General features: G+C 70.4%; 23 protein-coding genes. 14 read left to right on the top strand and 9 right to left on the bottom strand.

All coding sequences use genetic code 11. The features are described 5' to 3' along the window. Window positions 1-76: 76 nt before the first annotated feature. The 3 genes from HNR13_RS17950 to HNR13_RS17940 are packed head-to-tail and all read left to right on the top strand — an operon-like array spanning window position 77 to window position 2,864. Entirely contained in the window at window positions 77-1,204 is a 1,128-nt protein-coding gene (locus HNR13_RS17950; protein ID WP_343063605.1) for a Gfo/Idh/MocA family protein, read from the top strand. After that, window positions 1,204-2,232 (top strand): sugar phosphate isomerase/epimerase family protein, encoded by a 1,029-nt coding sequence (locus HNR13_RS17945; RefSeq protein ID WP_179607964.1) that lies wholly within the window; start codon window positions 1,204-1,206, stop codon window positions 2,230-2,232. The genes HNR13_RS17950 and HNR13_RS17945 overlap by 1 nt, the downstream gene beginning before the upstream one ends. A 44-nt stretch (window positions 2,233-2,276) precedes the next feature. Beyond that, window positions 2,277-2,864 carry a pentapeptide repeat-containing protein gene (locus tag HNR13_RS17940; RefSeq protein WP_179607962.1) on the top strand — a complete coding sequence of 196 codons (588 nt, stop codon included), beginning with the start codon at window positions 2,277-2,279 and terminating at the stop codon, window positions 2,862-2,864. 149 nt (window positions 2,865-3,013) lie between these two features. On the opposite strand, the gene HNR13_RS17935 is transcribed toward HNR13_RS17940, so the two are convergent. Both HNR13_RS17935 and HNR13_RS17930 read right to left on the bottom strand, forming a co-directional pair. After that, window positions 3,014-3,685: an ATP-binding cassette domain-containing protein gene (locus HNR13_RS17935; RefSeq protein ID WP_179607961.1), complete on the bottom strand. Its 672-nt coding sequence runs from the start codon at window positions 3,683-3,685 to the stop codon at window positions 3,014-3,016. 26 nt (window positions 3,686-3,711) lie between these two features. After that, entirely contained in the window at window positions 3,712-5,274 is a 1,563-nt protein-coding gene (locus HNR13_RS17930) for an ABC transporter permease (RefSeq protein WP_179607959.1), read from the bottom strand. A gap of 195 nt (window positions 5,275-5,469) precedes the next feature. Between HNR13_RS17930 and HNR13_RS17925 the strand changes: the two genes are divergently transcribed. The 7 genes from HNR13_RS17925 to HNR13_RS17895 all read left to right on the top strand — a co-directional run bounded on the left by HNR13_RS17925 (window position 5,470) and on the right by HNR13_RS17895 (window position 11,060). Further along, window positions 5,470-6,240, top strand: coding sequence for a response regulator transcription factor (locus HNR13_RS17925; protein ID WP_281369286.1), 771 nt, complete (start codon window positions 5,470-5,472; stop codon window positions 6,238-6,240). Continuing rightward, a complete protein-coding gene (locus HNR13_RS17920) occupies window positions 6,237-7,949 on the top strand; it encodes a sensor histidine kinase (protein ID WP_179607958.1) in 1,713 nt (570 codons plus the stop codon). Before HNR13_RS17925 ends, HNR13_RS17920 begins: the two co-directional genes overlap by 4 nt. Continuing rightward, on the top strand, window positions 7,946-8,761 hold the full coding sequence (locus tag HNR13_RS17915; protein ID WP_179607956.1) for an alpha/beta fold hydrolase: 816 nt from the start codon (window positions 7,946-7,948) through the stop codon (window positions 8,759-8,761). The genes HNR13_RS17920 and HNR13_RS17915 overlap by 4 nt, the downstream gene beginning before the upstream one ends. 198 nt (window positions 8,762-8,959) lie before the next feature. Beyond that, window positions 8,960-9,475, top strand: a complete 516-nt coding sequence (rplJ, locus tag HNR13_RS17910) for a 50S ribosomal protein L10 (protein ID WP_055917683.1) — start codon at window positions 8,960-8,962, stop codon at window positions 9,473-9,475. A 51-nt stretch (window positions 9,476-9,526) separates the two neighbouring features. Continuing rightward, window positions 9,527-9,916 carry a 50S ribosomal protein L7/L12 gene (gene rplL / locus HNR13_RS17905; protein WP_179607955.1) on the top strand — a complete coding sequence of 130 codons (390 nt, stop codon included), beginning with the start codon at window positions 9,527-9,529 and terminating at the stop codon, window positions 9,914-9,916. A 254-nt stretch (window positions 9,917-10,170) separates the two neighbouring features. Beyond that, window positions 10,171-10,308, top strand: a complete 138-nt coding sequence (locus tag HNR13_RS17900; protein ID WP_179607953.1) for a hypothetical protein — start codon at window positions 10,171-10,173, stop codon at window positions 10,306-10,308. Window positions 10,309-10,376: 68 nt separating this feature from the next. Then, window positions 10,377-11,060 (top strand): methyltransferase domain-containing protein, encoded by a 684-nt coding sequence (locus HNR13_RS17895; protein ID WP_179607951.1) that lies wholly within the window; start codon window positions 10,377-10,379, stop codon window positions 11,058-11,060. On the opposite strand, the gene HNR13_RS17890 is transcribed toward HNR13_RS17895, so the two are convergent. Beyond that, window positions 11,012-12,463: an amino acid permease gene (locus HNR13_RS17890; protein WP_179607950.1), complete on the bottom strand. Its 1,452-nt coding sequence runs from the start codon at window positions 12,461-12,463 to the stop codon at window positions 11,012-11,014. The two genes, HNR13_RS17895 and HNR13_RS17890, sit on opposite strands and share 49 nt — an antisense overlap. Before the next feature lie 77 nt (window positions 12,464-12,540). Here HNR13_RS17890 and HNR13_RS21920 point away from each other — a divergent pair, with 77 nt between their 5' ends. Together HNR13_RS21920 and HNR13_RS17880 are read left to right on the top strand one after the other, a co-directional pair. Then, the gene (locus HNR13_RS21920) at window positions 12,541-13,038 is read left to right on the top strand and encodes a MarR family winged helix-turn-helix transcriptional regulator (RefSeq protein WP_343063604.1); all 498 of its coding nucleotides are present in this window, start codon (window positions 12,541-12,543) and stop codon (window positions 13,036-13,038) included. Window positions 13,039-13,097: 59 nt separating this feature from the next. Continuing rightward, a complete protein-coding gene (locus HNR13_RS17880; RefSeq protein WP_179607948.1) occupies window positions 13,098-14,336 on the top strand; it encodes an MFS transporter in 1,239 nt (412 codons plus the stop codon). 306 nt (window positions 14,337-14,642) lie between these two features. On the opposite strand, the gene HNR13_RS17875 is transcribed toward HNR13_RS17880, so the two are convergent. The 5 genes from HNR13_RS17875 to HNR13_RS17855 all read right to left on the bottom strand — a co-directional run bounded on the left by HNR13_RS17875 (window position 14,643) and on the right by HNR13_RS17855 (window position 19,225). Continuing rightward, on the bottom strand, window positions 14,643-15,650 hold the full coding sequence (locus HNR13_RS17875) for a LacI family DNA-binding transcriptional regulator (RefSeq protein WP_179607946.1): 1,008 nt from the start codon (window positions 15,648-15,650) through the stop codon (window positions 14,643-14,645). Window positions 15,651-15,663: 13 nt separating this feature from the next. Next, entirely contained in the window at window positions 15,664-15,900 is a 237-nt protein-coding gene (locus HNR13_RS17870; protein WP_179607945.1) for a hypothetical protein, read from the bottom strand. A gap of 4 nt (window positions 15,901-15,904) precedes the next feature. Next, entirely contained in the window at window positions 15,905-16,819 is a 915-nt protein-coding gene (locus tag HNR13_RS17865; RefSeq protein ID WP_179607943.1) for a carbohydrate ABC transporter permease, read from the bottom strand. Beyond that, window positions 16,816-17,850, bottom strand: a complete 1,035-nt coding sequence (locus HNR13_RS17860; RefSeq protein ID WP_179607942.1) for a carbohydrate ABC transporter permease — start codon at window positions 17,848-17,850, stop codon at window positions 16,816-16,818. Before HNR13_RS17860 ends, HNR13_RS17865 begins: the two co-directional genes overlap by 4 nt. A gap of 82 nt (window positions 17,851-17,932) precedes the next feature. Further along, a complete protein-coding gene (locus HNR13_RS17855) occupies window positions 17,933-19,225 on the bottom strand; it encodes an ABC transporter substrate-binding protein (RefSeq protein ID WP_179607940.1) in 1,293 nt (430 codons plus the stop codon). Window positions 19,226-19,497: 272 nt separating this feature from the next. Between HNR13_RS17855 and HNR13_RS17850 the strand changes: the two genes are divergently transcribed. Together HNR13_RS17850 and HNR13_RS17845 are read left to right on the top strand one after the other, a co-directional pair. Then, the gene (locus HNR13_RS17850; RefSeq protein WP_179609624.1) at window positions 19,498-21,375 is read left to right on the top strand and encodes an ABC transporter ATP-binding protein; all 1,878 of its coding nucleotides are present in this window, start codon (window positions 19,498-19,500) and stop codon (window positions 21,373-21,375) included. Window positions 21,376-21,444: 69 nt separating this feature from the next. Beyond that, complete coding sequence (locus HNR13_RS17845; protein ID WP_179607938.1) at window positions 21,445-22,707, top strand: Nramp family divalent metal transporter; 1,263 nt, start codon at window positions 21,445-21,447, stop codon at window positions 22,705-22,707. A 22-nt stretch (window positions 22,708-22,729) separates the two neighbouring features. Here HNR13_RS17845 and HNR13_RS17840 read toward each other — a convergent pair whose 3' ends face one another. After that, entirely contained in the window at window positions 22,730-23,398 is a 669-nt protein-coding gene (locus HNR13_RS17840) for a metal-dependent transcriptional regulator (RefSeq protein ID WP_179607937.1), read from the bottom strand. Window positions 23,399-23,443: the final 45 nt, after the last annotated feature.

The following is a 23,443-nucleotide window of genomic DNA, read 5'->3' as shown; positions in this document are numbered from 1 at the left end:
GGAGCGATGCCGCGACCCCAGCGCCGAGGGAGCCTGCGACCGAGGACCAATCACAGACCATGACGAACGGAGCAGTGTGAGCAGCGAGTCAGGTGGACTGAGCCGACGGGACGAGAGCGCGGCCGGAGCGCGGCTGCGGGTCGCGATCGTCGGCGGCGGGTTCATGGCGGAGGTGCACTCGCGCGCCGCCCGGGCCGCGCGCGCCGAGCTGGCGGGCATCGTCTCGTCCTCCCCGGAGCGCTCGGCCGCCGCGGCCGAGCGCCTCGGGATCGGCCGAGCATACGGGTCGCTGGAGGAGGTGCTCGCCGACGACACGATCGACGTCGTCCACGTGACCACGCCGAACGCGCTGCACGCCTCCCAGGCCGCGGCGGTGCTGGCCTCCGGCAAGGACGTCGTGTGCGAGAAGCCGCTGGCGACCACCGTCGCCGACGCGGAGGCGCTGGTCGCCGCCGCGGCCGGTCGCACCGCGACCGTGCCGTTCGTCTACCGCTTCCACCCGCTCGTGCGGGAGGCCCGGGCGCGCTTCGCGTCCGGGGCCGCCGGGCAGGTGCTCACCGTGAACGCCTCCTACCTGCAGGACTGGCTGCTGGCCTCCGGCGACGACAACTGGCGCGTCGACTCCGAGCAGGGCGGGCGCTCCCGCGCGTTCGCCGACATCGGCTCGCACCTGGTCGATCTGGTGGAGTTCGTCAGCGGGGACCGGGTCGCGCGGCTGTCCGCGAAGAAGCGCACGGTGTTCGCCGAGCGCGCCTCCCACGCGGGCATCACCACGGAGGACGCCGCCGCGGTCATCATCGAGACCGTCTCGGGAGCGATCGGCACTCTGCTGGTGTCGCAGGTCGCCCCCGGCCGCAAGAACCGGCTGTGGCTGGAGATCGCCGGCAGCGCCGAGAGCGTGGCCTTCGACCAGGAGCAGCCGGAGACGCTGTGGGTCGGCCGCCGTTCGGGCAGCCTCCTGATCCCGCGCGACGCCGACCAGCTGAGCGCCGACGCCGCGCGGCTGTGCGTGGTGCCGTCCGGGCATCCGCAGGGCTACCAGGACGCGTTCAACGCGTTCGTCGCCGACAGCTACGCCGCGGTCGCGGGGGAGACCCCCGACGGCCTGCCGCGCTTCGAGGACGGCCTGCGCGCCGTCCGGATCACCGACGCCGTGATCGACTCGGCCGAGTCGGGCACCTGGATCGAGATGGGAACCAACTGATGACTGATGGCGAGTCGGGGCGCACGCACCCGGTCACCCTGTTCACCGGCCAGTGGGCCGACCTGACGCTCGAGGAGGTCGCGAAGCACGCCTCCGAGTGGGGCTACGACGGCCTGGAGATCGCCTGCTCGGGCGAGCATCTCGACGTCTGGCGGGCCGCGGAGGACGACGCCTACCTCCAGGGCCGCCTCGACATCCTCGACAAGTACGGCCTCAAGGTCTGGGCCATCTCCAACCACCTCAAGGGCCAGGCCGTCTGCGACGACCCGATCGACTTCCGCCACCAGGCGATCGTCGGCTCGAAGGTGTGGGGCGACGGCGACCCGGAGGGCGTCCGGCAGCGCGCAGCGGAGGAGCTGAAGCTCACCGCGAAGGTCGCCCGCAAGCTCGGCGTCGACACCGTCGTCGGCTTCACCGGCTCCAGCATCTGGCCGTACGTCGCGCAGTTCCCGCCGGTTCCCGCCTCCGTCATCGACGCCGGCTACCAGGACTTCGCCGACCGCTGGAACCCGATCCTCGACGTGTTCGACGGCGAGGGCGTGCGGTTCGCGCACGAGGTGCACCCGTCGGAGATCGCGTACGACTACTGGACCAGTGTCCGCTCGCTGGAGGCGATCGACCACCGCGAGGCGTTCGGCTTCAACTGGGACCCGTCGCACATGATGTGGCAGGACATCGACCCGGTCGGCTTCATCGTGGACTTCAAAGACCGCATCTACCACGTCGACTGCAAGGACACCCGCCTGCGCCCGAAGAACGGCCGCGCCGGCGTGCTCGGCTCGCACCTGCCCTGGGGCGACCCGCGCCGCGGCTGGGACTTCGTCTCCACCGGGCACGGCGACGTGCCGTGGGAGGACTCGTTCCGCGCGCTGGAGTCGATCGGCTACACCGGCCCCATCTCGGTCGAGTGGGAGGACGCCGGGATGGACCGCCTGCACGGCGCCGCCGAGGCGGTCGGGTTCATCCGCTCGCTGCTCTGGAAGCTGCCGACGGCGTCGTTCGACGCCGCGTTCAGCAACCAGGACTGACCGCGACCGGACTGAGGTCGGGGCCTCCCGGTAGGCTCGCGCTCGTGGACATCATCCGGGGTGAGGACTGGTACGGACGCGACCTCGACGGCCTCGAGTTCGACGGGGTGGAGTTCATCGACGTCGACCTGACCGAGGTGCGCTCGACGGGAGCGACGTTCACCGCGTGCACGTTCCGCTCGGTGCGGTTCAACGTGAGCGAGCACACCGACAGCGCGTTCGTGAACTGCACCTTCATCGGCTGCAACTTCTTCGACGCGACGTTCCGGCGGTGCAAGGTCACCGGCAGCAGCTTCAGCGGCTGCGAGTTCGCGCTGCTGACGGTGGAGGGCGGCAACTGGTCGTTCGTGGACCTCGGCCGCGCGGAGCTGCGCGGCGTCGAGTTCACCGGCGTCAAGCTCCGGGAGGCCGACCTCAGCCGCGCGCGCTGCGCCGAGGCCGTCTTCGCGGGCTGCGACCTGTCCGCCGCGGTCCTCACGGGAGCCGACTTCGCGGCGGCCAGCCTGGTCGGTAGCGACCTGACCGGCGTCGACCCGGCCGAGGTCGGCCTCCGCGGCGCGACCATCGACGAGCGCCAGGCCGTCCTCCTCGCGGAGGCGGCGGGCATGACGGTGGTCCCCACCCCCTCCTGACCGCCACGACATTCGTGACGAATGTCGCGTTTGACGCGCCCAAAGGCGACATTCGTCACGAATGTCGCCTTCGGTGAATCTGGCACATTCGTGACGAATGTCGCCAATGGCGTCGCCAAAGTCGACATTCGTGACGAATGTGCGCGGCGCTACGCGACCTCCTTCACCTGCCCGTGCTTGATGTGCAGGCGGCGCTGGGCGCGCTTGGCCACGGCCGAGTCGTGCGTGACGACGATGACCGTGAGGCCGCGGTCGCGCCACAGGCCCTCGAGGAGGTCCATGATCTCGTCGCGGGTCTCCTCGTCCAGGTTGCCGGTGGGTTCGTCCGCCAGCAGCACGTCCGGGTCCTTCACCAGGGCGCGGGCGATCGCGACGCGCTGCTGCTGGCCTCCGGAGAGCTCGGACGGGAGGTGGCTGCCGCGGTCGGCGAGCCCCACCGAGGCGAGCGCCTCGGAGGCGCGGCGCTTGCGCTCCTCCGCGCTCACCTTGAGCGGGGCGAGCGCGGTCTCCACGTTCTCGTGAGCCGTCAGCGTCGGGATCAGGTTGAAGCCCTGGAAGACGAAGCCGATCTCGGTGGCGCGGATCCCGGTGAGGTTGCCGTCGCCGAGCTTCGACAGGCTGGCCTGGCCGAGCTCCACCGAGCCGGAGCTGGGCCGGTCGAGCGCGCCGAGCATCTGCAGCAGCGTGGACTTGCCGCCGCCGGTCGGGCCCTGGATGGCGACGAGCTGGCCGTCCGGGATCTCCAGGGTGACGTCGTGGAGGGCGACGACCTCCCGGCGGGACTGGGTGTACTTCTTGGTGACGTTCGTGAGGGTGTACACGGGGACTCCTTCTGTTCGGGGACGGTTCAGGCGACCGAGCGCAGGGCGGCGGCGGGACGGAGACGGGAGGCGCGCCAGCCGCCGATCGCGCCCGCGATGAGGCCGCCGAGGATGGCGAGCGCGACCGCGCCGACGATGATCCACAGCGTGACGGGCGCGTGCAGGGCGATGTCGGCAGTGGTCTGGGAGGCCGCCCGGCGGATGCCGGCGAACGCGCCGTTCCCGCCGCCGAAGCCGCCGCCGGTGGTGCCGGAGCCGGTTCCTCCGGCGCCCGAGCCTCCCGTCCCGGCCCCGCCCGTGCCCTGACCCGCAGCGTTGGCGAAGCCGGAGCCGATGCTGCCGGTCAGGGTCGGGGAGACGATGTTGACCACCCAGACGCCGATGAGGCCGACGGCGACGCCGATGACGCCGCCGATCAGGCCCTGGACGACCGACTCGCCCGCGACCTGGCCGGTGATCCGGCGGTTGGACCAGCCGATCGCCTTCAGGGTGCCGAACTCGCGGGTGCGGCGGGTGACGCCGGAGATGGTGAACAGGATGGCGATGAGGAACGCCGCCGCCAGGACGATCACCGAGAGCCAGGTGCCGAGGCTGGAGATGAGCTGGCCTGCGCTGCCGAGCGAGCCGGAGACGCTGGAGGCCAGGTCGGCCTGGGTGCTGACGGTCGCGCCGGGGAGGGCCTTGGTCAGGTCGGTCTTGATCTGGTCGATGTCGCTCGACGACGCCGCGGTGATGTAGACCGAGGAGATCTTGCCCGCCTGCCCGGACAGCGTCTGCGCGACCCCCAGCGGGATGTAGGCGTTCGCGGCGGTGGTGGAGTCTGCGCCGGTCGCCGAGACGATGCCGATCACCTTGAAGTCGGTGCCGCCGATGGTGACGGTGTCGCCCACGGCCTTGGACGCGGTCTTGGCGTACGCGGCGTCGAGCACGACGACGTCGGCCGCCTTGTCCGCCGCGGTGAAGGTGCGGCCGCTGGACAGCGTCACGGACGCGAGCGGCCCGACCGACGTGCCGGCCGGGTCGAGGCCCAGCACCGAGAACGAGTCGACGGTGAACGAGCTGCCGCCGGCGCCGTCCGCGCCGCCGGTGGGCGGAGGGGTGGAGGCCGTGCTGCCGCCGGCCGCCTGGCGCTGCTCGCGCAGCTGCTGGAAGTTCGGGAGGGTGCCGCTGAAGCTGGTGTTGGTCAGCGACAGCACGGCGGCGGCCGACTTCACGTTCTGGACCTTCTCGGCCGTGGTCAAGGTGGCCGCGTCCATCACGGTGGCGCCGCGGGTGGGCTCCAGGCGGGAGGTGTTCACCTGACGGCCGGAGCCGGTGTCCGTCCCGGAGTTGGCGCCGAAGTCGAAGCGCGGCCCGCCGCCGGCGCCCTGCTGGGCGGTCGCGCTCTGGGCCGTGGCCGGCTTGGTGACGGTGATGTCGGTGCCGACGCCGTAGACGGACTGCAGCACGCTCGCCTGCGCGTCCTTCACACCGGCGGAGACCGCATTGACGATGATGACGAGCGCGATCGCGAGGGCCATGCCGATCGCGATGATGACCGTCTGCTTGCGGCGATTGAGCAGCTCGCGCCGCAGATATGTCCCGAACATTGGCTTTACGTCTCTCTGGGTCGGAAAGGAGTGATTCAACGGACGGTAGGTTCGGCGCTTTTCGGGGCACTGTGGCGAGGCTATGGATCCGCCGGACGACGTTCGGGGACGTCGCCTCCGCCTCGTGGCGCCGGTCCGACGGCTCTCAGAACTCCCATAGCTTTCACAAAGTCACCATCAATCCCGCTCCTCATAATGGGAAAGGTGACCATCAATGCCCGTGCCGCCTCCGGTGCCTCCAGCCAGCCCCGTACCCTCCTGCGCCGCGCCGACGGCAGCTCGATCCGCGTGCTCGTCGTCGACGACGAGGCCACGCTGACCGATCTGCTCGCGATGGCGCTGCACTACGAGGACTGGGAGGTGAAGACCGCGTCGAACGGGCAGCAGGCCCTGCAGCTCTCGCGCGAGTTCAAGCCGGACGTCGTGGTGCTGGACATCATGCTGCCCGACATCGACGGCCTCCAGGTGCTCTCCCGGATGCGCGCCGACGGCAACGAGGCGCCCGTGCTCTTCCTCACCGCCAAGGACTCCCTGGACGACCGGATCGCCGGGCTCACGGCCGGCGGCGACGACTACGTCACGAAGCCGTTCAGTCTGGAGGAGCTCGTCGCCCGGCTCCGCGGCCTGCTGCGCCGGTCACGCGCAGCCGTCGCCGACCAGGACGACCCGGTGCTGATCGTGGGCGACCTCGTGCTGGACGAGGACAGCTACGAGGTGCACCGCGACGGCGAGCCGATCCAGCTCACCGCGACGGAGTTCGAGCTGCTGCGGTTCCTGATGCGCAACCCGCGCCGCGTGCTCAGCAAGGCGCAGATCCTGGACCGGGTCTGGTCGTACGACTTCGGCGGCTCCTCCAGCGTCGTGGAGCTCTACATCTCCTACCTGCGCAAGAAGATCGACGCCGGCCGGCCGGCGATGATCCACACCGTGCGGGGCGCCGGCTACATGGTGAAGGCCGCGCAATGACCTCTGCCCGCTCTGCGGGCGCCCCGACCTCCGGCCGTGAGCGCGCCCGGCGCCTCGGTCTCCGTCCGTTCCGCACCTGGACGCTGCGCAGCCGCGTGGTGCTCGTCGTCGTCGCGATGCTCGCCGTCCTGGGGGCGGTGATCGGGACGATCAGCGTGCTCGCCCTGCAGAACTACCTCACGGTGCGGCTCGACCAGCAGCTGACCAGTGCGCTGGCGCGCGGCCAGCACGCGGCGGACAGGATCTACGGGAACCAGCCGACCGGACCGGACGCGATCGGCATCGTGCAGACCCCCGGCCAGCAGACCGGGACGTTCGGCGTCATCCGCAGCGGATCCGACCTCCTGTACCCGGTGATCCTCGCGGACCGGCCGCCCGCGTCGTCCGACAACCAGCCGGTGGCGCCGCAGCGCGTCCCGATCACGACCTCGGCGCTGCTCACCCTCCCCGCGGACCAGCAGCCGCGGACCATCGACCTCGGGCCGACCCTCGGCCCGTACCGGATCGCCGCCGCGCAGCTCGACAACGGCGACAGCGTCATCATCGGCCTGCCGCTCAGCGAGGTGAACGCGACCACCCAGCAGCTCACGATCGTGATCGCGCTGGTCACCCTCGCGGGCCTGATCTTCGCCTTCCTGATCGCCAGCTTCGTCGTCCGCCTCGCTATGAGACCGCTCGCCCGCGTGACGGAGACGGCCGAGCAGGTGGCGCACATGCCGCTCGACCGCGGCGATGTCGCCCTGTCGGTCCGCGTCCCGGAGGAGGACACCGACACGCACACCGAGGTCGGCAAGGTCGGCAGCGCCCTCAACCGGATGCTCGGCCACGTCGCGTCCGCGCTGACCGCGCGGCAGGCGAGCGAGCAGAAGGTGCGGCAGTTCGTCGCGGACGCCAGTCACGAGCTCCGCACGCCGCTCGCGTCCATCCGCGGGTACGCCGAGCTCACCCGGCGCTCGCCGCACGAGCTGCCGCCGGACGTCACCCGCTCGCTCGGCCGCATCGAGTCCGAGGCGACGCGGATGACCTCCCTGGTGGAGGACCTGCTGCTGCTCGCCCGCCTCGACGAGGGCAGGGAGCTCGACCGTGACCCCGTCGACCTCTCCCTGCTGCTCATCGACGCCGTCAGCGACGCGCACGCGGCCGGACCCGGCCACACCTGGCACATCGACCTGCCGGAGGAACCGGTCGAGGTCCTCGGCGACGCCCCGCGCCTGCACCAGGTCGTCATGAACCTGCTGGCGAACGCGCGCGTGCACACGCCGGAGGGCACCAGGGTGGTCGCGGCGCTCGCCGTGGACGCCGCGACGCGGGAGGCGGTCGTCACGGTCGCCGACGACGGTCCCGGCATCCCGGAGGACCTCCAGTCCACGCTGTTCGAGCGCTTCGCGCGCGGGGACAGCAGCCGCAACCGCGCCACCGGCTCGACCGGGCTGGGACTCGCCATCGTGCACGCGGTGGTGGAGGCGCACGGCGGCACGGTCACGGTGGCGAGCGAGCCGGGCAGCACGGTGTTCACGGTGCGGCTCCCGCTGGCGGCGTCGGCGGAGGGCGCGCCCCCGGCGGCCGCTCCGATCGAGGACGCCGTCCCGGAGTACGACGCCGCCCCCGGCTACGACGCCGTCCAGGAGTACGACGCCGCCCCGTCCGAGCCGACGCGCGAGCCCGCACCCGCACCCGCACCCGCGCCTGAACGGGCCGAGCGCGAGTGACCGCAGCAGCACTGCCGGCCGTCGCGTACGGCGACCCCGCCGCCCCGCCGCTGGTGTTCCTGCGCGGGCTGCCGTCGGAGCCGGGCCGCGCCCGCGGGCTCGACGCGCTCACCGAGCGCCTGATCGTTAGCGGACCGGCGCGCACCCACCGCGTCTACGCCGTGGGTCGTCCCGCGGAGCTCGAGCCCGGCGCGACGATGGCCGAGGTCGCCGCCATTTACGCGGCGACGCTCCGCCGCCGCTTCCGCACGCCCGCCGCGGTGATGGGCGTGTCGACGGGGGCGAGCATCGCCCTCCAGCTCGCCGTCGACCACCCCGGCCTGGTCGGCTCCCTCGTCGTGGCGGCGGGCGCCGCCGCCCTCGGGGCCAGCGGCCGCGCCGCCCAGCGCCGCTACGCGGACCTCCTCGGCAGCGATCATCCGGCGGCGACCAGCGAGCTGGCCGTCGCGACGATGGACGCCCCGCTGCTGGCCCCGGCCGTCCGCCTCGTCACGCGGCTGCTGCCCGGCCCGGCCGACCCGGTGGGCCTGCGCGCCCTGGTCCAGGCGGAGGACGGCTACGACGTGCGGGACCGGCTCTCGGAGGTCTCCGCGCCCGTCCTGGTCGTCTCCGGCGGACGCGACTTCTTCTACCCGCTGAAGCTGGCGGCGGAGACGGTCCGCGGGCTCCCGCACGCCCGGCACGTGGTGTACCTGAAGCGTTCGCACGCCGGCGTGCCGCTGCATCCGCGGTTCGGGCGCGACGTCGGGGACTTCCTGCGCGCGCAAACCGGCGCCGATTTGCGTGCGGCCCGCCCCATCCCGTACCCTTGACGGAGCCGAAGACCGCTGGTCGACATGCTTGCATGTCCGAAGAACTACTCAGGTAGGGGCCCGCGCAGGTGTGTGAAGTGATTCCCGCAGTTCTCTGCGTGTCGAGCTCCGTGCGTCTGCGCCGGAGCTTTTTTCTTTGCCCGCGGTCGAGGCGCACGCCGCTCCCGCGGTGTGCGAGAAGACAACCGAGGAGTAGCCATGGCGAACAAGGAAGCCACGGTCGCCGAGCTCGAAGGACTGTTCGAGAGCTCGACCGCCGTTCTGCTGACCGAGTACCGCGGTCTCACTGTTGCTCAGCTCAAGACGCTGCGCAAGTCCATCAGTGAGCACGCGACGTACGCCGTGGTGAAGAACACGCTGACCAAGATCGCGGCCAACAACCAGGGAATCTCGTCGTTCGACGACGAGCTGGTCGGGCCGTCCGCGATCGCGTTCGTGCACGGCGACCCCGTCGCCGTCGCGAAGGCTCTGCGCGACTTCACCAAGGCAAACCCTCTGCTGGTGGTCAAGGGCGGTTACTTCGACGGTAACCCGCTGACCGCAGAAGAGGTAGGCAAGCTCGCCGACCTCGAGTCCCGTGAGGTTCTGCTGGCCAAGCTGGCCGGCGCCTTCAAGGCCTCGCTGTTCGGAGCCGCATATCTGTTCAACGCACCGCTGTCGAAGGCCGTTCGCACGGTCGACGCGCTGCGTGAGAAGCAGGAGTCCGCTGCCTGATCCTTCCGGATCAGCACGCGGTGAGTAACCACACACACTAAGGAGAGAATCATGGCAAAGCTGTCGACTGAGGAGCTGCTCGACGCGTTCAAGGAGCTCACGCTCATTGAGCTCAGCGAGTTCGTGAAGAAGTTCGAGGAGACCTTCGAGGTCACCGCCGCCGCCCCCGTCGCCGTGGCCGCCCCGGCCGCCGGTGGTGCGGGCGCCGCTGCCGAAGAGGTCGAGGAGAAGGACTCGTTCGACGTCGTCCTCGAGGCCGCCGGTGACAAGAAGATCCAGGTCATCAAGGAGGTGCGCGCCCTCACCAGCCTCGGCCTCGGTGAGGCGAAGGCCCTCGTTGACGGCGCGCCGAGCACCGTGCTCGAGGGCGCCAACAAGGAGACCGCCGAGAAGGCGAAGGCTCAGCTCGAAGAGGCTGGCGCCACCATCACCCTCAAGTAGTCGACGCCCCATCGGGGCTTCTTCTACCGCAGGCTGATACAGCCACGCGACGCGGACTCCTTCTGTAACAGAGTGTTCCGCGTTGTGGAGGGCGTCGCCCCCGTGACGGGGCGGCGCCCTTCGTGGTTTAACCGGCATGATCCGGTTCCGCCGCGGCAGGTCGCAGCGCGGACGCTCGTCCCACCAGAGCGTCCGATCGCGCCTGCCCGCGTGCATCGGTGTGCAAGGACGCACGACCGGAAGAAGAAACCACGATGAATACCTGGCGCACGTTCGCCTCCACCCTGCGCGGACTCGGGGCCGCGCTCCTGCACGGTGACGACCGCGACAGCGGCGCCCACCCGCCGGATCTCTACCGCAGGACCCTCCTGTACGACCGGTACCTGCGGTGACCCGAACCCATCCGAAACGCCCCCGGCTTGCGCGGCCGGGGGCGTTTCCCCGTCCTAGGGTCGGACGGGTGGACAGTGAGCACGAGGCGCGCGTCGCCTACGACCTCGTCGCGGAGGACTACGCGGCCCTGCTGGCGGGCGAGCTCGAGAAGCTCCCGATCGAGCGGGCGCTGCTGACGGCGTTCGCCGAGCAGGTCGCCGCCGACGGCGGGGGAGCGGTGGCCGACCTCGGCTGCGGTCCCGGCCGCGTCTCCGGGTTCCTGGCCGGCATCGGCGTGGAGGTGCGCGGCATCGACCTCTCGCCCGGGATGATCGAGGTCGCCCGACGTGACCACCCCGGCATCCCGTTCGAGGTGGCGTCGATGGCAGCCCTGCCGTTCCAGGACGGCGAGCTCGCGGGCGCGCTGGCCTGGTACTCGATCATCCACATCCCGCAGGACCGTCAGGACGCGGTGTTCGCCGAGTTCGCCCGGGTGGTGCGGCCGGGAGGCCGGTTGCTGCTCGCGTTCCAGGTGAGCGAGCACGGCGACGAGGACATCGTGCAGCTACGGCAGGCGTACGGGCACGAGCTGGACCTCCGCACCCGGCGGCAGTCGCCCGACCGGGTGAAGCAGCGGATCGCCGCGGCGGGATTCTCGCTCGTCGCCGAGGCGACCCGCGAGCGGATCGCGCCGGAGAAGTCGCGGCAGGCGTTCCTGCTCGCTCAGCGCACGGCGGACGTCGACTCCGGCGACGCGGCCTCCGCCTCCTGAGCGGCGTGCGCCCGCACGCGCCCGCGCACCAGGAACCAGCCGCCGATGAGCAGGGGGACCACGACCACGACGGCGGTGCCGATCGTGAGGGTACCCATCGGCCAGTCGAACAGGATCAGCGCGCCGACCAGCGCGAGGAAGCCGAGCGTCAGATAGCTCGTGAACGGAGCCCCCGGCATGTGGAACGACGGCCGGGCGACCTTCCCGGCCTTCGCCAGGGAGTGCAGTTTCAGCTGGCAGACCACGATGATCGCCCAGGCCCACAGCAGCCCGATGGAGGTCAGGTTGATCCCGACCTCGAACGCGTCGCCCGGCATCACCAGGTTCAGGGCGACGCCTGCCAGGGCGACCACGCCGGTGATGAGGATGCCGCCGTAGGGCACCCCGGCCTTGTTCATCCGGAGCGCGAACCGGGGGGCTGCACCGCGCAACGCCAGCGACCGGGCGATCCGGCCGGTCGAGTAGAGGCCGGCGTTGAGCGACGAGAGGGCGGCGGTCAGGACGACGAGGTTCATGATCGCGTCGGCGCCGTCGACGCCGATGGACGAGAAGAACGTCACGAACGGGCTCTCGTTCTTCTTGAACGCGGTGTACGGGAGGAGCAGCGAGAGCAGCAGGACGGAGCCGACGTAGAAGAGCGCGATCCGCACCAGGATGGTGTTGATGGCGCGCGGCATGGTCTTCTCCGGGTTCTCCGTCTCGCCCGCGGCCGTGCCGATGAGCTCGATCGCGCCGTAGGCGAACACCACGCCCTGGACCACGAGGATGAGCGGGAGGAGCCCCTGCGGGAAGAGCCCGCCGTTGTCGGCGAGCAGCGCGAAGCCCGGCGTGCGGCCGTCGACCGGGGTGCCGAAGACGACGAAGGCGATGCCGATCACGAGGAACGCGACGAGCGCGACGACCTTGATCAGCGCGAACCAGAACTCCAGCTCGCCGAACACCTTCACCGAGAGCAGGTTGAGCAGCAGCACCACGGTGAGGGCGATCAGCGCGAACACCCACTGCGGGACCTCCGCGAGCACCGGGACGTACTTGCCGAAGAAGTGCATGTAGAGCGCGACGGCCGTGACGTCGACGATGCCGATCATGCCCCAGTAGATCCAGTACATCCAGCCGGTCACGAACGCGAGCTTCTCGCCGAAGAACTCGCGGGCGTAGGACACGAACGACCCGGAGTCGGGACGGTGCAGGACGAGCTCTCCGAGCGCCCGCAGGATGAGGTACGCGAAGACGCCGCAGATCGCGTAGACGACGAGCAGCCCCGGACCCCCGTCGTGGAGGCGGCCTCCGGCGCCGAGGAAGAGCCCCGTGCCGATCGCGCCGCCGATGGCGATCATCTGGATGTGCCTGCGCTTGAGGCCCTTGTGGTACGCGCCGTCGCCGGACGGATCGGGGGAGGTCATCCGGCGATTCAATCAGGTGATGTGTGGCATTTCGGCCGGGCTTGATTTATATAGTCCAGCTATATATAATTGAGGCCGTGACCGAGACCATTCGCACCGACACCAGCACGACCAGCACCGACACCGCCCAGCTCCGCCAGACCCTCGGCGACCTCGTCGTCGCCAGCCACCGGCTCACCCGGCTGGCCGCGCGCGTCACCGGCAGCGCAGAGTCGCCGGCGACCTGGCGCACCCTGAGCGTGCTGCAGTCGGTCGGCCCGATGCGGCTCGGCGAGCTCGCCTCGCAGAGCCGGGTCGCCCAGCCGACGATGACCAAGCTGGTGCGGAACCTCGTCGAGTCGGAGTGGGTCAAGCGCATCGCCGACGTGGACGACGCCCGCGCCTGGCAGATCGCGATCACACCCAAGGGCGCCGACGCGCTCCAGGACTGGCGGGACACCCTCTCCGCCGCCCTGGTGCCGATGTTCGCCGACCTGCGCGACGACGAGCTGGCCGCCATGCGCGCCACCGTCGAGATCATCGCGTCGCGCGTCGACCTCTCCAACGCCGCCTCCGCCGCCCTCGACGGCCGCTGAGGCTTTCGCGCCGCCGTTCACCCATCGTTCCCCGTCAGCCCCAGGAGGCCTCACCCTTCATGTCCCACCAGAAGCCGGACAACATCCTCAAGCAGCCGACCGCCGTCTGGGCCGTCGCGTTCGCGTCGGTCATCGCCTTCATGGGCATCGGCCTCGTCGACCCGATCCTCCCGGCGATCGCCGCGAGCCTGCAGGCCACGCCGACCCAGACCGAGATGCTCTTCACGAGCTACCTGCTGATCACCGGTGTCGCGATGTTCTTCACGAGCTGGATCTCCAGCCGCATCGGAGCCAAGCGCACCCTGCTGATCGGCCTCGCGCTGATCGTCGTGTTCGCGCTCGCCGCCGGGCTCTCGCAGAACGTCTGGTCGATCATCGGCTTCCGCGCCGGCTGGGGCCTCGGCAACGCGCTGTTCATCTCCACCGCCCTCGCCACCATCGTCGGAGCGGCCGCGGGCGGGACGTCGGCGGCGATCATCCTCTACGAGGCGGCGCTGGGACTCGGCATCGCCATCGGCCCGCTGCTCGGCGGCCTGCTGGGCAGCTGGAGCTGGCGCGGACCGTTCTTCGGCACGGCGACCCTGATGGCCATCGGCTTCATCGCGATCGTCGTCATGCTCAAGAAGAACCCGGAGAAGCCGTCGCCGACGAAGCTCTCCGCCCCCTTCCGCGCCCTCGGCCGGCCCGCGCTCGGCTTCCTGGCCGCGGCGGCGCTGTTCTACAACATCGGCTTCTTCGTGCTGCTGGCGTACACGCCGTTCGCCCTGGCCGACCTGGGGGTGAAGGACGCGATCACGCTCGGGCTGATCTTCTTCGGCTGGGGCGTCGCCCTGGCGCTCACGTCGGTCTGGGTCGCGCCGCTGCTCACCGCCCGGCTGCCGCGGACCCGTGTGCTCTGGCTGATCATGCCGCTGCTGGCGCTCGACCTCGCCGCCGCCGGGCTCCTGGTGGGCTCGCTGGTCGCGCTGATCGTCTGCGTCATCGTCGGCGGCCTGCTGCTCGGCATCCTGAACACCGTGCTCACCGAGTGCGTGATGGAGGCCACCGACCTGCCGCGCTCCGTCGCCTCGAGCGCCTACTCCGGCGTCCGCTTCCTCGGCGGTGCGATCGCCCCGCCGGCGGCCACCCTGCTGGCCAGCCTGTTCGCGCGCTCCACCCCGTTCTACGCCGGCGCCATCTCGGTGCTGATCGCCGCCGCCCTGGTGATGCTGGGCCACAAGCACCTCAAGCGCGTGGACGCCCCGCACGAGACGCGGGAGCAGGAGGCCGAGGTCCTCGCCCTGGCCGACGCGGACTGAGGCGCTGCCGGGCGTACCGCTCCGCCCGGCGCCCCCGTCTCAGGAACGGCGACAGTAAGCCCTGAACCGGTTCAAGACGAACGAAGAGCCGCCCTGTCCTAGTCAGGGCGGCTCTTCCCGTACGCGCAGAGCGTCGATACGGACGGACTGTCGGCGGTCGATCGTGCCTACCCGAAAGGCGCGATCGGCCAACGGCCGCATGACCCATTGTTTCAGATGCGCGGACCCGAATCGCTCATATCCGACCGGATTCGTGCAATCCGCAACGAATTCGTCCGCGCGGGTGCGGACTCGCAGGTGTCCGGCTCAGCGCGGGGGCGCCGTCGACGTGCGCACGACGAGGTGCGCAGGCGACCGCACGGAGCCGGCGCGCGGCTCCCCGCCGGCGAGCTCGTCGAGCAGGATCCGCGTCGCCGCCGAACCCTGCTCGAAGGGGCTCTGGGCCATCGTGGTCAGCCCGAAGCACGCGGAGTAGTCGTGGTCGTCGATGCCGATGACCGACAGGTCGTCCGGCACACGGAGCCCGTGGTCGGCCGCGGCGAGCATGGCGCCCATCGCCATCTCGTCGGAGCCGGCGAAGACCGCCGTCGGCTTGGGGCCGGGGCGGTCGAGCAGCCGGTTCATCGCGGCGCGTCCCTCGGGGAGGGAGAACCCGCCGGGGATGACCCACTCCGGCCGCACCGTCAGGTGCGCGGCGCGCATGGCCTTCTCGAAGCCGCGCAGCCTCCCGGCCGGCACGTTGCTGTTGAGGCCCTCCTCGTCCTCGCCGCCGAGGTGCGCGATCTCGGTGTGGCCGAGGCCGATGAGGTGGTTCGTCGCCTCCCGGGCGGTGGCCTTCTCGTCGATTCCCACGCTGCGCAGCCCCTTGACCGGGCCGCCCACCACGATGGTCGGGTGGCCGAGGGACGCCAGCTGCTCGCGCTCGTCCGGCGTGAAGTCGAGGCACAGCGCCAGCAGCGCGTCCGTGCGCTTGCGCAGGATGCTGCGGTGGAAGACGCGCTCCCGGTCGCCGCGGTGGCCGCCCAGGTTGAACAGGATCATGTCGTAGCTGGCCGAGCGCAGCTCCGCGTCGACGCCCTCCAGGACCTGCGTGTAGAACCAGCGGCTGACCGACGGCACGACGACGCCGAGCGCGAGCGTGCGCCCGCTGGCCAGCCCCGACGCGCTCGACGACGCCACATAGCCGAGCTCGTCGGCGGCGCGGCGCACCGCCGCGCGCGTCGTGTCGGACACGTTCGGGAGCCCCCGCAGCGCCCGCGAGACCGTCGCCGTGGAGACGCCGGTCGCGCGCGCGACCTCCTCGATTCCTGCCATGCTGCTGCCCCCGTCAGGAGTCCTGGCCCGCTCGCGCCTCCTCCGCCCGCAGGCGCGACGCCTGGATGCGGCGCCGCGCCTGCAGCAGAGCGATGAAGACGACCACGAGCACGAGCGAGATCACTGCCCAGACCAGCGCCGGCTGGCCCGTGAGCTCGCAGGAGGCGGTGATGATCACGAAGGCGACCGCGAAGAAGCCGACGAACCCCAGACCGAGGTCGACGAACTCCTTCGGGTCGTTCCTGCGCATCGGCTCAGCCCTTCACTCCACCTGCCGTGAGGCCCGCGACGATCCGGCGCTGGAAGATCAGCACCAGGATGATGAGCGGGACGGTCACGATCGTACCGGCAGCCATGATGGCCGTGTACGGCTCCTGGTGCGGCTGGCTCCCGGTGAAGGACGCGATGGCGACCGTCACCGGCTGCGTCTTGTCGCTGGAGAGCTGGCTGGAGATCAGGAACTCGTTCCACGAGGAGATGAACGCCAGGATCGCGGTCGTGAACACCGCGGGCGCCGCCAGCGGCAGGATGATCTTGCGGAACGCCTGCGCCTGCGTGCACCCGTCGATCCGGGCCGCCTCCTCCAGATCCCACGGCATCTCGCGGAAGAACGAGACGAGCGTGTAGACCGTCAGCGGGAGGGCGAACGAGATCTCCGGGATGATCAGCGCCTGGTAGGTGCCCATCCACCCGATGTTCGTGAACAGCTGGAACAGCGGGGTGATGAGCGCGACGCCCGGGAACATCGAGGCGGCCAGGATGATCCCGAGGATGATGCCCTTGAACTTGAAGTCCAGGCGGGCGAGCGCGTACGAGGCGAAGATGCCGACGACCAGCGAGATCAGCGTCACGCAGACGCCGATGAACAGCGAGTTCAGCAGCGCGCCGGGGAGGTTGTTCCCGAGCTTGGTGGAGAGCGCCGTCACGTAGTTGTCGAGCGTCACGTGCGTGAACCACGGGGTGTTGTCGCTCGTGTACCCGACTTCGCGGAACGAGGTGACGACCATCCAGTAGAACGGGAGCAGACACCAGAGCACGACGACGATCGCCTGGATGCCGGTGCGGATGGCCTGGTTCCTGTTGCGCTGCTTGGTGCGGTTCTTCGTACGGGTCCGGGGGAGGGCGTTCGCCTCCGCGGTGGCCGATGCGGGGCCGGCGACGGTGGTCATCCCTTCGCTCCCTTCGCTTGCGTCTCCTGCGTTCGGACCACGTTCGTGCCGAGGAACCGCACGAAGATGAACGCGACCAGGAAGATCAGGATGAATGTGATGGTGGAGAGGGCGGCAGCGCTGTTGAAGCCCTGCCTGATCTGATCGACCACGAGGATGGACAGCGTCGTGGTCGCATGGCCTGTGCCTCCGCCGCCGCCCGTCAGGATCTGCGGGAGGTCGTAGATGCGCAGCGCGTCGAGCACGCGGAAGAGGACCGCGACCATCAGCGCCGGCTTCAGCAGCGGCATCGTGACCCGCCAGAACCGCTGCCACGTGCTCGCGCCGTCCATCTTCGCCGCCTCGTAGACGTCCTCCGGGATGATCTGGAGGCCGGCCAGGATGAGCAGCGCCATGAACGGCGTCGTCTTCCAGGTGTCGGCGATGATGACCGCGAACCGGGATGCCCATTCATCGCTCGTCCAGAGGATGTGCGTGTTGAGCACGGCGTTGGCGACACCGGCGACCGAGAAGATGAAGAACCACAGCTTCGCGGTGACGGCGGTGGGGATCGCCCACGGGATCAGGATGGCCGCGCGGACGAACCCGCGGCCGCGGAAGGCGCGGTTCATGATGAGCGCGAACCAGAGGCCGAGGACGGTCTCCAGGATCACGGTGGTGATCGTGAAGAAGAAGGTGACCCCGACGGCGCTCCAGAAGGTGGCGCCGAGGTTGCCAGGCGGGCACGAGACGGTGGTCCCGTTCGGGCCGGCGCACTGCTGGAACAGCCAGTGGGCGTAGTTCTGGAAGCCCGCGAAGCCGCCCTGCACGAACAGGCCGGTCGCGGGATCGAGGCCCGCGTCCTTCTGGAAGGACATCACGATGGCGCTCACGATCGGGTAGCCGATCACGACGGCGAGCAGGACGATCGTGGGGAGGATCAGGTAGAGGGCCCAGCGGCTCTGCTGGCGGTGGACGCGCTTGGCACCGGCGCGCTGCTCAGGTGGCCTGCTCTTCGTTGATGAGGGGGCGACGACGTTCGACGTTGACATGTGCTGCCTCCGGGAGGAAAGCGGGAAGTGTGGGGAGCCGGGCGGCGGGAAGGGTCCCGCCGCCCGGCGACCGTGATGGGCCTTACTGGCCCGCGCTCGCGGTCTTGATGGCCGCGGACATGTCCTTCAGCGCCTGGTCGACCGACTTGTCGCCCTTCAGGGCGGCGTAGGCGTTGTCCTGAACGGCCTTGGTGATGGCCGGGTAGAACGGCGAGACGGGACGCGGAACCGCGTTCTCGATCGACGTCTTCAGGGTGGACAGGTAGGGCAGCTGGCTGTTCAGGCCGGCGTCGTCGTACAGCGAGGAGAGGACCGGTGCGAGCGAGCCCTGCGTCACGAAGAACTTCTGGGTCTCTTCGCTCTGCAGGAACTGCAGGAACGCGAACGCGGTCGCCTTGTGCTTGCTGTAGACGCTGATCGCGGCGTTGTGGCCGCCGAGGCTGGACACGCCGGGCTTGTCGGCGGAGACGCCGGGCAGCGGGGCGATGCCGAAGGTGTCCTTGACCGTCGACGATCCGTCGGTCTTGGCCAGGTTGTAGACGTACGGCCAGTTGCGCAGGAACATCAGCTTGCCGGCCTCGAACGCCTGGCGGCCCTGCTCCTCCTGGTAGGTGATGGCCTCGGCCGGGATCTGGCCGTTCTTGAAGCCGTCCACCAGGCGGGTCAGACCCGCGTTGGCCTGCGAGCTGTCGACGGTGACGGTCTTGCCGTCGTCGCCGACGATGGTGCCGCCGTTGGTGTTGATGGCCTCGGCCACGTTCACCGTCAGGCCCTCGTACTGGGCGAACTGACCGGCGTAGCAGCCGATGCCCTTCGCCTTGGCGATGTCGCAGTCCTTGAGCATCTCATCCCACGTCTTGGGCGGCGTGGGGACGAGGTCCTTGCGGTAGTACAGGATGCCGCCGTCGGAGGTCTGCGGCGCCGCGTACTGCGTGCCGTTGTAGGTGCCCGACTTGACCGTCGGAGCCAGCAGCTTCGAGTTGTCCATCTTGAAGTTGCCGGTCAGCGGCTGCAGCCAGCCCTTCGCGGCGAACTCGCCCGTCCACACCACGTCGACATCGACGACGTCGTAGTTCGGGTCCTTCGCCTGGAAGTGCTGCACGAGGTCGTCGTGCTGCTGGTCCGCCTGGTCGGTCTGCTCCTTGAAGGTGACCTTCTCGCTGGGGTGTGCTGCGTTCCACTTGTCGACCAGGGGACGGACGACGTTGGAGTTGTCCTTGCCCTGCACGTAGGTGATGGGGCCTTTGCTGTCGAGGTTCGCGCCGGCGTCCCCGCCCTGGCTCCCCCCGGATCCTGATCCGCCGCCGGTACATCCCGCAAGGGCGAGGCCGGCGATGGCGACCCCTGCGATCACGGCGAGACGTGCTGCTTTCATTTCACTCCTCGTTGAGCTAGTGGTGCTCTGTGTTGAGCGTGGTGCTCTCGGTGCAGGCGCGGGTGCGCCCGCGCTCAACGTACTCCCGGGTGCGCATTCTGTGCAAGCGTTTACGTCAAGCGCTTGCATTGCGATTCGGTCACGGCGGCGTCTACCCGCGTGCAGGGGATGGACCCTCCGTTTCGGGCGCTCGGGCCGGTCGTTCCTCCGACGGCGTAACCGACGCGGCATCGGCGCTCCCGGCGCCGACGTAGGCTTTCCGTGTGAGCGGAATGCGTGGCATGGGCGGCGGTGGCGGCATGCGCTCACGGGTCAGCGGCGGCGACGCCGCGGCCCAGCGGGCGCTGAATGCGGAGGCGCCGCGCATCCCGCACCTGTTCCGCCGCATCGTCTCGCTGTTCGCCGCGCACAAGGTCGCGATCGTCACGACGATGGTGCTGGTGCTGATCGGCGCGGCTCTGTCGGTCGTGCCGCCGCTGCTCACCCAGCGCGCCTTCGACGAGGGCCTCTTCCCGAAGTCCGGCAAGCCGGACATGCCCGTGCTGATCGAGATCGTCGTGGTGATGATCGTGGTCTTCGTCGGCTCCGCGCTGCTCGGCGTCTGGCAGACCTACCTGACCTCCTCGGTCGGCAACAAGGTGATGGGCGCGCTGCGGGTGCGGCTGTTCTCGCACCTGCAGTCGATGGAGCTGAGCTTCTTCACCAAGACCAAGACCGGCATCATCCAGTCGCGGCTGCAGAACGACGTCGGCGGCGTCGCCAACGTGCTCACCAACACGATGTCGAGCATCCTCGGCAACACGGTCACGGTGATCGCGGCGCTCGTGGCGATGCTGCTGCTCAACTGGCAGCTGACCATCGTGGCGGTCATCCTGATGCCCATCCTGGTGATCGCCCAGCGGCGGGTCGGCCAGGTGCGCGCGCGGATCGCCACCCGGACCCAGGAGTCGCTGTCGGACATGACCGCGATCACGCAGGAGACGCTGAGCGTATCCGGCATCCTGCTGTCGAAGAGCTTCAATCGGCAGCAGGCGGAGATCGAGCGCTACTCGGACGAGAACCGCACCCAGATCCGGCTGCAGGTGTCGCAGTCGATGAGCGGCCAGTGGTTCTTCGCTATGGTCAACATCTTCCTGTCGTCGATCCCGGCGATCGTCTACCTGGTCTCGGGCTGGCTGATCCTCGGCGGGGCGACCGACATCACCGCGGGCACGATCGTCGCGTTCACGACGGTGCAGGCGCGGCTGCTGTTCCCGCTGCTGGCGCTGATGCGCGTGGCGCTCGACCTGCAGACCTCCGGTGCGCTGTTCGCGCGCATCTTCGAGTACCTCGACCTGAAGCCGGCCATCGCCGACCGTCCGGACGCCGTGCCGGTCGACCCGGGCCGCGACCTCGGCCGGATCGAGTTCGACCACGTGGTGTTCCGCTACCCGGACGCCCGGCCGGGGGAGCGCAACACCCTCGACGACGTGTCGTTCGTCATCGAGCCGGGCGAGTTCGCCGCGTTCGTCGGGCCGAGCGGCGCGGGCAAGACGACGGTGAGCTACCTCATCCCGCGGTTCTACGACACGACCTCCGGGCGCATCCTCTTCGGGGACGCCGATCTGCGCGACCTGCAGCAGGACTCGCTCGTCTCGCACATCGGCGTGGTGAGCCAGGAGACCTACCTGTTCCACGCGACCATCGCCGAGAACCTGCGCTACGCGCGACCGGACGCGACGCAGCAGGAGCTGGAGGCCGCGGCGAAGCGCGCGAACATCCACGAGACGATCGTGGGCTTCCCGGACGGCTACGACACCATCGTCGGGGAGCGCGGCTACCGCCTCTCCGGCGGCGAGAAGCAGCGCATCGCGATCGCGCGCGTGCTCCTCAAGGACCCGGAGGTGCTGATCCTCGACGAGGCGACGAGCGCTCTGGACACCATCTCGGAGCGGGTGGTGCAGCAGGCGCTGGACACGGCCTCCCGCGGGCGCACCACCATCGCGATCGCGCACCGGCTGTCCACGATCGTGGCGGCGGACGTCATCTTCGTCATCGACCACGGCCAGGTGGTCGAGCGCGGGACCCACCGCGAACTGCTGGACCTCGGCGGCATCTATGCGCGGCTGTACCGTGAGCAGACCGAGACCGCCGTCCTCGACCCCGACTGACGGGCACCCGGCCCGCCTGACGCCGAGGGCGTTTACGTGACTCTCGATCATTGTTAGGCTGGTCTAACAATGGAGTCAAGCGAAACGAATACCGCGCTGGAGGTCGTGGAGCGGCCCGCGCGCGCCCGCCTGCGCCTGTGGTTCCTGCTCGGGCCGGCCTTCGTCGCGGCGATCGCCTACGTCGACCCGGGCAACGTCGCGGCCAACCTGACCGCCGGCGCCCAGTACGGCTATTTGCTGGTCTGGGTGCTCGTCGCCGCCAACGCCATCGCGGTCTTCGTGCAGTACCAGTCCGCCAAGCTCGGGATCGTCACCGGCCGGAGCCTCCCGGAGCTGCTCGGCGCCCGGCTCGGCACCGGCGCGCGACGGGCCTACTGGGCGCAGGCCGAGCTGGTCGCGGCCGCGACCGACATCGCGGAGGTCATCGGCGGGGCGATCGCGCTGAACCTGCTGTTCGGTCTCCCGCTGCCGATCGGCGGGCTCATCGTCGGCATCGCGGCGATCGCCCTGCTCGCGGTGCAGACGCGGGGCGGGCAACGGCCGTTCGAGGCGGTCATCCTGGTGCTGCTCGGGGTGATCGCCGTGGGCTTCGTGGCCGGGCTGGTCGTCAGCCCGGTCGACTGGCGGGCGGCCGCGGCCGGGCTCGTGCCGCGCTTCGACGGGGCGCCGACGGTGCTGCTCGCCGCGAGCATGCTCGGCGCGACGGTCATGCCGCACGCGATCTACCTGCACTCGGCGCTCGCGCGCGACCGGCACGGCGTGAGCGGCGACCAGGGCAGGATCCGCACCCTGCTGCGCGCGACGCGGCTCGACGTGGTGCTCGCGCTCGTGCTCGCCGGAGCGGTCAACATCGCGATGCTGCTGCTGGCGGCGTCCGCGCTGCCCGGAGTCGCCGGGACCGACACGATCGAGGGGGCGCACGCCGCGATCAGCGCGGCGCTCGGCCCCGCGATCGGCGTCATCTTCGCGGTCGGGCTGCTGGCCTCCGGCCTCGCGTCCACCTCGGTCGGCAGCTACGCCGGGGCGGCGATCATGAGCGGCCTCCTGCGGGTGCGGGTGCCGCTGCTCGCCCGCCGGATCGTCATGCTCGTCCCGGCGATCGGCATCCTCGCGCTCGGGGTCGACCCGACCTGGGCGCTGGTGCTGTCGCAGGTCTTCCTCAGCCTCGGCATCCCGTTCGCCATGATCCCGCTGCTGCGGCTCACCGGCTCGCGCGCGGTGATGGGTGAGCGGGCGGACGCCCGCTGGGTGCGCGTGCTGGGCGGGGGCGTCGCGGCGCTCATCGTCGCGCTCAACCTCGCGCTGGTGGTGCTGACGCTCGCACCGCAGTGATCGCCGGCGCGGCTTCGCGCGCTCAGCCGGCGGCGACCCAGACCGCAGCGGCGGCCGTCGCGCCGAGGACGACCGCCTCGCCGTTCACGTGCACGGTCACGTCGCCCGCGAACGCCCGGTGCTCGTCGACCGTCAGCACGGCGTCCAGGCCGATGCCGCGCTCGCCGAGGTAGCGCAGCACGGCCGGGTCCGCGTCCGAGATGCGGACGACGGTGAGCGGGGTCGCCGTGCTCGCATCGAGCAGCGGGACGGCCTCCGGTCGCCGCGGCGTGCCGTCCGCGGTCGGGATCGGGTCGCCGTGCGGGTCGCGCGCCGGGTAGCCGAGCCGGCGGTCGATGCGGTCCACCAGCCCGTCGGAGACCGCGTGCTCCAGCACCTCGGCCTCGTCGTGCACCTCGTCCCAGCCGTAGCCGAGCTCCTCGACCAGGAAGGTCTCGATCAGCCGGTGCCTGCGCACCATCGCCACCGCGCCGCGGCGGCCGTCGTCGGTCAGCTCGATCGCGCCGTACGGCTCGTGCACGACCAGTCCCTGGTCGGCGAGCCGCCGGATGCCATCGGACACCGTCGCCGCGCGCACGCCCATCCGCTCCGAGAGCTGCTTGACCGTGATCGGGTCGCCGGCCCATTCGGTCGCCGACCAGATCAGCTTCAGGTAGTCCTGGGCCACGGGCGAGAGATCGGACACCGGCATGCCAGAAGTCTAGGCGGCGGCCGGCAGCGCGGATGAGCGGGTAAC

Source organism: Leifsonia shinshuensis (genome assembly GCF_013410375.1).
In the GTDB taxonomy this organism is placed as follows: Bacteria; Actinomycetota; Actinomycetes; order Actinomycetales; family Microbacteriaceae; genus Leifsonia; species Leifsonia shinshuensis.
Note: the sequence above shows the minus strand (reverse complement) of the source record. Positions and strands in the feature narration are given on the sequence as shown.

Excerpts from the sequence above, each read along its gene's own strand:
- HNR13_RS17930 (WP_179607959.1), bottom strand. The coding sequence starts at position 5,274 with ATGTTCGGGACATATCTGCGGCGCGAGCTGCTCAATCGCCGCAAGCAG.
- HNR13_RS17870 (WP_179607945.1), bottom strand. The coding sequence starts at position 15,900 with ATGCGCAGGAACGACCCGAAGGAGTTCGTCGACCTCGGTCTGGGGTTC.
- HNR13_RS17840 (WP_179607937.1), bottom strand. The coding sequence starts at position 23,398 with ATGCCGGTGTCCGATCTCTCGCCCGTGGCCCAGGACTACCTGAAGCTG.
- HNR13_RS17875 (WP_179607946.1), bottom strand. The coding sequence starts at position 15,650 with ATGGCAGGAATCGAGGAGGTCGCGCGCGCGACCGGCGTCTCCACGGCG.
- HNR13_RS17850 (WP_179609624.1), top strand. The coding sequence starts at position 19,498 with ATGCGTGGCATGGGCGGCGGTGGCGGCATGCGCTCACGGGTCAGCGGC.
- HNR13_RS17855 (WP_179607940.1), bottom strand. The coding sequence starts at position 19,225 with ATGAAAGCAGCACGTCTCGCCGTGATCGCAGGGGTCGCCATCGCCGGC.
- HNR13_RS17860 (WP_179607942.1), bottom strand. The coding sequence starts at position 17,850 with ATGTCAACGTCGAACGTCGTCGCCCCCTCATCAACGAAGAGCAGGCCA.
- HNR13_RS17920 (WP_179607958.1), top strand. The coding sequence starts at position 6,237 with ATGACCTCTGCCCGCTCTGCGGGCGCCCCGACCTCCGGCCGTGAGCGC.
- HNR13_RS17890 (WP_179607950.1), bottom strand. The coding sequence starts at position 12,463 with ATGACCTCCCCCGATCCGTCCGGCGACGGCGCGTACCACAAGGGCCTC.
- rplL (WP_179607955.1), top strand. The coding sequence starts at position 9,527 with ATGGCAAAGCTGTCGACTGAGGAGCTGCTCGACGCGTTCAAGGAGCTC.
- HNR13_RS17880 (WP_179607948.1), top strand. The coding sequence starts at position 13,098 with ATGTCCCACCAGAAGCCGGACAACATCCTCAAGCAGCCGACCGCCGTC.
- HNR13_RS17900 (WP_179607953.1), top strand. The coding sequence starts at position 10,171 with ATGAATACCTGGCGCACGTTCGCCTCCACCCTGCGCGGACTCGGGGCC.
- HNR13_RS17865 (WP_179607943.1), bottom strand. The coding sequence starts at position 16,819 with ATGACCACCGTCGCCGGCCCCGCATCGGCCACCGCGGAGGCGAACGCC.
- rplJ (WP_055917683.1), top strand. The coding sequence starts at position 8,960 with ATGGCGAACAAGGAAGCCACGGTCGCCGAGCTCGAAGGACTGTTCGAG.
- HNR13_RS17925 (WP_281369286.1), top strand. The coding sequence starts at position 5,470 with ATGGGAAAGGTGACCATCAATGCCCGTGCCGCCTCCGGTGCCTCCAGC.
- HNR13_RS17945 (WP_179607964.1), top strand. The coding sequence starts at position 1,204 with ATGACTGATGGCGAGTCGGGGCGCACGCACCCGGTCACCCTGTTCACC.
- HNR13_RS17845 (WP_179607938.1), top strand. The coding sequence starts at position 21,445 with ATGGAGTCAAGCGAAACGAATACCGCGCTGGAGGTCGTGGAGCGGCCC.